The following is a 4,150-nucleotide window of genomic DNA, read 5'->3' as shown; positions in this document are numbered from 1 at the left end:
AGCGCCGGCCCGGTCAGTTCGGTCAGCCCCTGCGGCAGCAGCACCAAGGGCTGGCCGGCCGCTTCCTGCGGATCTATCCCGCGTACGTGGTGGCGCTGGCGCTCGCGGTCGCCTCGAAGTGGCTCGGCGACCTCGTCGACCCGGTCGGCAACCGGATGAACCAGGTCAACGGCCACAACCTGAGCACGAGCCTGTTCCTGGTGCAGGCCTGGTACCCGGACGACGTCACCTATCTCGGCATCAACCCGGTCGCCTGGTCACTCTCCTGCGAGATCGCGTTCTATGCCGCGTTCCCACTGCTCTATCCCCTGCTGCGCCGGCTGGCCGGTCGTGCGCTCGCGGTCGCGGCGGTGGGGCTGGTCGGGCTCGGGCTGCTGATGCCGCTGATCGCACACCTCTGGGTCGACCCGGCGTACCAGCGCTGGTTCGTCTACATCTTCCCCGTGACCCGCGCGGTCGAGTTCGCGCTCGGCATCGTGCTGGCGCTGCTCGTGCGCTCCGGCGCGTGGCGCGGCCCCGGACTGCCGGTGGCCATGGGCCTGTTCGTCGCCAACTACCTGGTCGTCAACCTGCTGCCGCACCAGGTGCGGGACACGGCCGCCGTGCTGGCCACGACCGCGCTCCTGATCCCGGCGGCGGCGACGGCGGACCTGACCGGCGCGCGGTCGGTGTGGCGCCACCGCGTGCTGGTGCTGCTCGGCGACGCGTCGTACGCCTTCTTCCTGGTCCACCTGACGATCGTCACCACCGCGATGACGATCCTGGGCCGCGCGCACGATTACCCCGCGTGGCAGGCGATGTTGCTGGGCGCCGGGTTCCTGGTCGTCTCGTACGCCGTCGCCCTGCCCTTGCACCGCTATGTCGAAGCGCCCGCGATGCGCCTTTTGCGGCGACGCCCGCGCCCGGCGATCCCCGCACCGCGGTCGCCGCAGCCGGAGGGCGTCGGCGTAGGCTAGTCCGATATGGGGAAGGTTGTCGCTGACATCTCCATTTCACTCGACGGCTACGTGACCGCACCGGGCGCCGACCTCGAACACGGCCTGGGCATCGGCGGCGAGGCGATCCACGGTTGGGTGTTCGCCGGCCACCCGGTCGACTCGGAGATCCTCTGTCGCGGCCTCGACGAGACGGGCGCGGTCGTGATGGGCCGGCGCCTGTTCGACTTCGTGGACGGCCCGCACGGCTGGACGGACGAGTTGGGCTACGGTGCGGGCACGGAACAGGCGACAGGCGGTCCGCCGGTGGTCGTGGTGACACACTCGCCGCCGCCGTCGTGGCGGCTGGGCGACCGCTTCAGCTTCGCGACCGACATCTGCGAGGCGGTGGGCCGGGCCCGCCAGGCCGCGGGCGACCGCACGGTCGTGGTGATGGGCGGTGCCGAGGTCGTCCGCCAGAGCGTCCTGCTCGGCCTCGCCGACGAGCTGCGCGTCCACCTGTCACCGTGCCTGACCGGCGGCGGCACGCCGCTGTTCCGCGAGGTCGACCAGCCCACACCTCGCCTACGGCAGCGCGACGTCGTGGTCTCGCCGCACGCCACGCACCTGACCTACGACGTGCTCAACTAGGCCGCCACCGGCGGTGCTGGGTGCGCGGCTCGCCCGCGCGGATGAGGTCGAGGCGCGGGCGGGGGCCGTCGGTGCGGCCGGTCTGTGGCGGCCGGGAGCCGGCCTGCCACGGCTGCGGCCAGCGCGCGCCCGGGCCCGTGTAGCCCTGGTCCGCCGCCGCGTGCAGCGTCCAGTGTGGGTCGTAGAGGTGCGCGCGGCCGACCAGGCACAGGTCCGCGCGGCCGGCCAGCAGGATCGAGTTCACGTCGTCGTACGACGAGATGACGCCGACCGCCATCGTCGCGATGCCCGCCTCGTTGCGGATGCGGTCCGCGAACGGGGTCTGGTAGGAGCGGCCGAAGGCGGGGCGTTCCGCCGGGTCCACCTGGCCGGTCGACACGTCGACGATGTCGGCGCCCGCGTCGGCGAAGGCCCGGGCGACGAGCACCGAGTCCTCCGCGTCGATGCCGCCTTCGCACCAGTCGGTCGCCGAGATGCGCACGCTCATCGGCCGGTCGGCCGGCCACGCCGCCCGCATCGCGGTGAAGACCTCCAGCGGGAAGCGCAGGCGGTTCGCCGGCGTGCCGCCGTAGGCGTCGGTGCGGTGGTTCGTCAGCGGCGAGATGAACGACGACAGCAGGTAGCCGTGCGCGCAGTGCAGCTCCAGCAGGTCGAACCCGGCCCAGGCGGCGCGCCGCGTCGCGGCCACGAACTGCTCCCTGATCTCTGCGAGGTCACGCGTCGACAGCTCGCGCGGCACCTGGTTGACGCCCGGCCGGTACGGCAACGGCGACGGCCCGACCACCTCCCAGTTGCCGTCCGGCAGCGGGTCGTCCATCCCCTCCCACATCAGCCGGGTCGAGCCCTTGCGGCCCGAGTGGCCGAGCTGCACGCCGATCTTCGCCGGCGACCGGTTGTGCACGAACGACGTCACGCGCCGCCAGGCCGCCGCCTGCTCGTCCGTCCAGAGACCCGTGCAGCCCGGCGTGATGCGGCCCGTGGCCGAGACGCACACCATCTCGGTCATCACGAGGCCCGCGCCGCCGAGCGCCTTGCCGCCCAGGTGGACCAGGTGGAAGTCGTCGGGCAGGCCGTCCTTCGCCGTGTACATGTCCATCGGCGAGACGACGACCCGGTTCGGCAGCTCCAGCCCGCGCAGCCGGAACGGCTGGAACATCGGCGGCCGGACCTCGCCGGTGCCGTTGCCGCGGGCCTGCTCGTGCGCGGCGAACCAGGCGTCGACCGCGGCCACGAACTCGGGATCGCGCAGCCGCAGGTTCTCGTGCGTGACCCGGCGGCTGCGGGTCATGATGTTGAACGCGAACTGCCGCGGATGCTGGTCGACGTACTGCCCGAGGTTCTCGAACCACTCCAGGCTCGCCTGCGCCGCCCGCTGCGTCGACACCACGACTGGCCGGCGTTCCGCCTCGTAGGCCGTGAGAGCCGCGGACAGGCCCGCGTTCTCCCGCAGGCACGCGGCCAGAGCCAAGGCGTCCTCCATCGCGAGCTTGGTGCCCGACCCGATCGAGAAGTGCGCGGTGTGTGCCGCGTCGCCGAGCAGCACCACGTTGTCGTGGCGCCACCGCTCGTTGCGGATCGTCACGAACGTGAGCCAGCGGGAGTTGTTGACGTGCAGCGCGGCGTCACCGAGCACGTCCGCGAACAGCTCGCGGACCAGAGCGATCGACTTCTCGTCGGACTCGCCGGGCCGGAACGCGCGGTTCGCGAACGCGTCGAAACCAGCGCGGCGCCAGACCTGCTCGTTCATCTCGACGATGAACGTGCTCGTCTCCGCGTCGAACGGGTAGCCGTGGATCTGCATGACGCCGTGCGGCGTCTCCTTGACGTAGAACTTGAACGCGTCGAACACCTTGTCGGTGCCGAGCCACATGTAGCGGCAGCGGCGCGTCTCCTGGGACGGGCCGAACACGCCGGCGTAGCGGGCGCGGACCGTCGAGTTCACGCCGTCGCTGGCCACCACGAGGTCGTACGACGCCCGCAAATGCTCGACGTCCGGTGCCGGTGTGGCGAACCGGAGGTCGACGCCGAGGTCGCGGCAGCGCTGCTGGAGGATCTGCAACAGGCGCTTGCGGCCCATCGCGGCGAACCCGTGGCCACCGCTGGTCAGCACCTGGCCGCGGAAGTGCACGTCGACGTCGTCCCAGCGGGCGAACTCCCGTTCCATCCGGGCGTAGATCCAGGGGTCGGCGTGCTCGATGCCGCCGAGCGTCTCGTCGGAGAACACCACGCCGAAGCCGAACGTGTCGTCGGCGGCGTTGCGCTCCCAGACGGTGACCTCCTCCGCCACGCCGAGCTGCCGGACGAGCGCGGCGAAGTAGAGGCCGCCGGGGCCGCCCCCGATCACCGCCAGCCTCATGCGGGCTCCACGGTGGACGATCGCTGGCGCAGGACGTACCGCTGGACCTTGCCCGTGCTCGTCCGCGGCAGGCTCGTGATGAACTCGACCGCGCGCGGATACTTGTAGGGCGCGATCTGGCGCTTCGCGAAGTCCTGCCACGAGCGCGGCGAACAGCCGATGGTCGGTGGTGTCCTCGGGATGCCACTGCACACCGATGGCGAACCGCAGCGACTGGTCCTCGACGACC

At 71.8% G+C, this 4,150-nt stretch carries 3 protein-coding genes and 1 pseudogene; 2 read left to right on the top strand and 2 right to left on the bottom strand.

Annotation, left to right across the window (positions count from 1 at the left end):
• Both AB0H87_RS38875 and AB0H87_RS38870 read left to right on the top strand, forming a co-directional pair.
• On the top strand, positions 1-956 hold a 956-nt coding region (locus tag AB0H87_RS38875), incomplete at its 5' end, for an acyltransferase (protein WP_360157882.1).
• Between the two features lie 6 nt (positions 957-962).
• A complete protein-coding gene (locus AB0H87_RS38870) occupies positions 963-1,565 on the top strand; it encodes a dihydrofolate reductase family protein (protein ID WP_360157879.1) in 603 nt (200 codons plus the stop codon).
• On the opposite strand, the gene AB0H87_RS38865 is transcribed toward AB0H87_RS38870, so the two are convergent.
• Both AB0H87_RS38865 and AB0H87_RS38860 read right to left on the bottom strand, forming a co-directional pair.
• Positions 1,558-3,921: a bifunctional salicylyl-CoA 5-hydroxylase/oxidoreductase gene (locus AB0H87_RS38865; RefSeq protein WP_360157876.1), complete on the bottom strand. Its 2,364-nt coding sequence runs from the start codon at positions 3,919-3,921 to the stop codon at positions 1,558-1,560. The two genes, AB0H87_RS38870 and AB0H87_RS38865, sit on opposite strands and share 8 nt — an antisense overlap.
• Positions 3,918-4,150: pseudogene (locus AB0H87_RS38860) on the bottom strand (hypothetical protein); the annotation flags it as partial. The pseudogene AB0H87_RS38860 and the gene AB0H87_RS38865, both read right to left, overlap by 4 nt.

It is taken from the genome of Asanoa sp. NPDC050611, from assembly GCF_040654855.1.
Classification (GTDB): Bacteria; Actinomycetota; Actinomycetes; order Mycobacteriales; family Micromonosporaceae; genus Asanoa.
The sequence above is the reverse complement of the archived record's forward strand: the minus strand, read 5'-3'. Positions and strand labels throughout refer to the sequence as shown.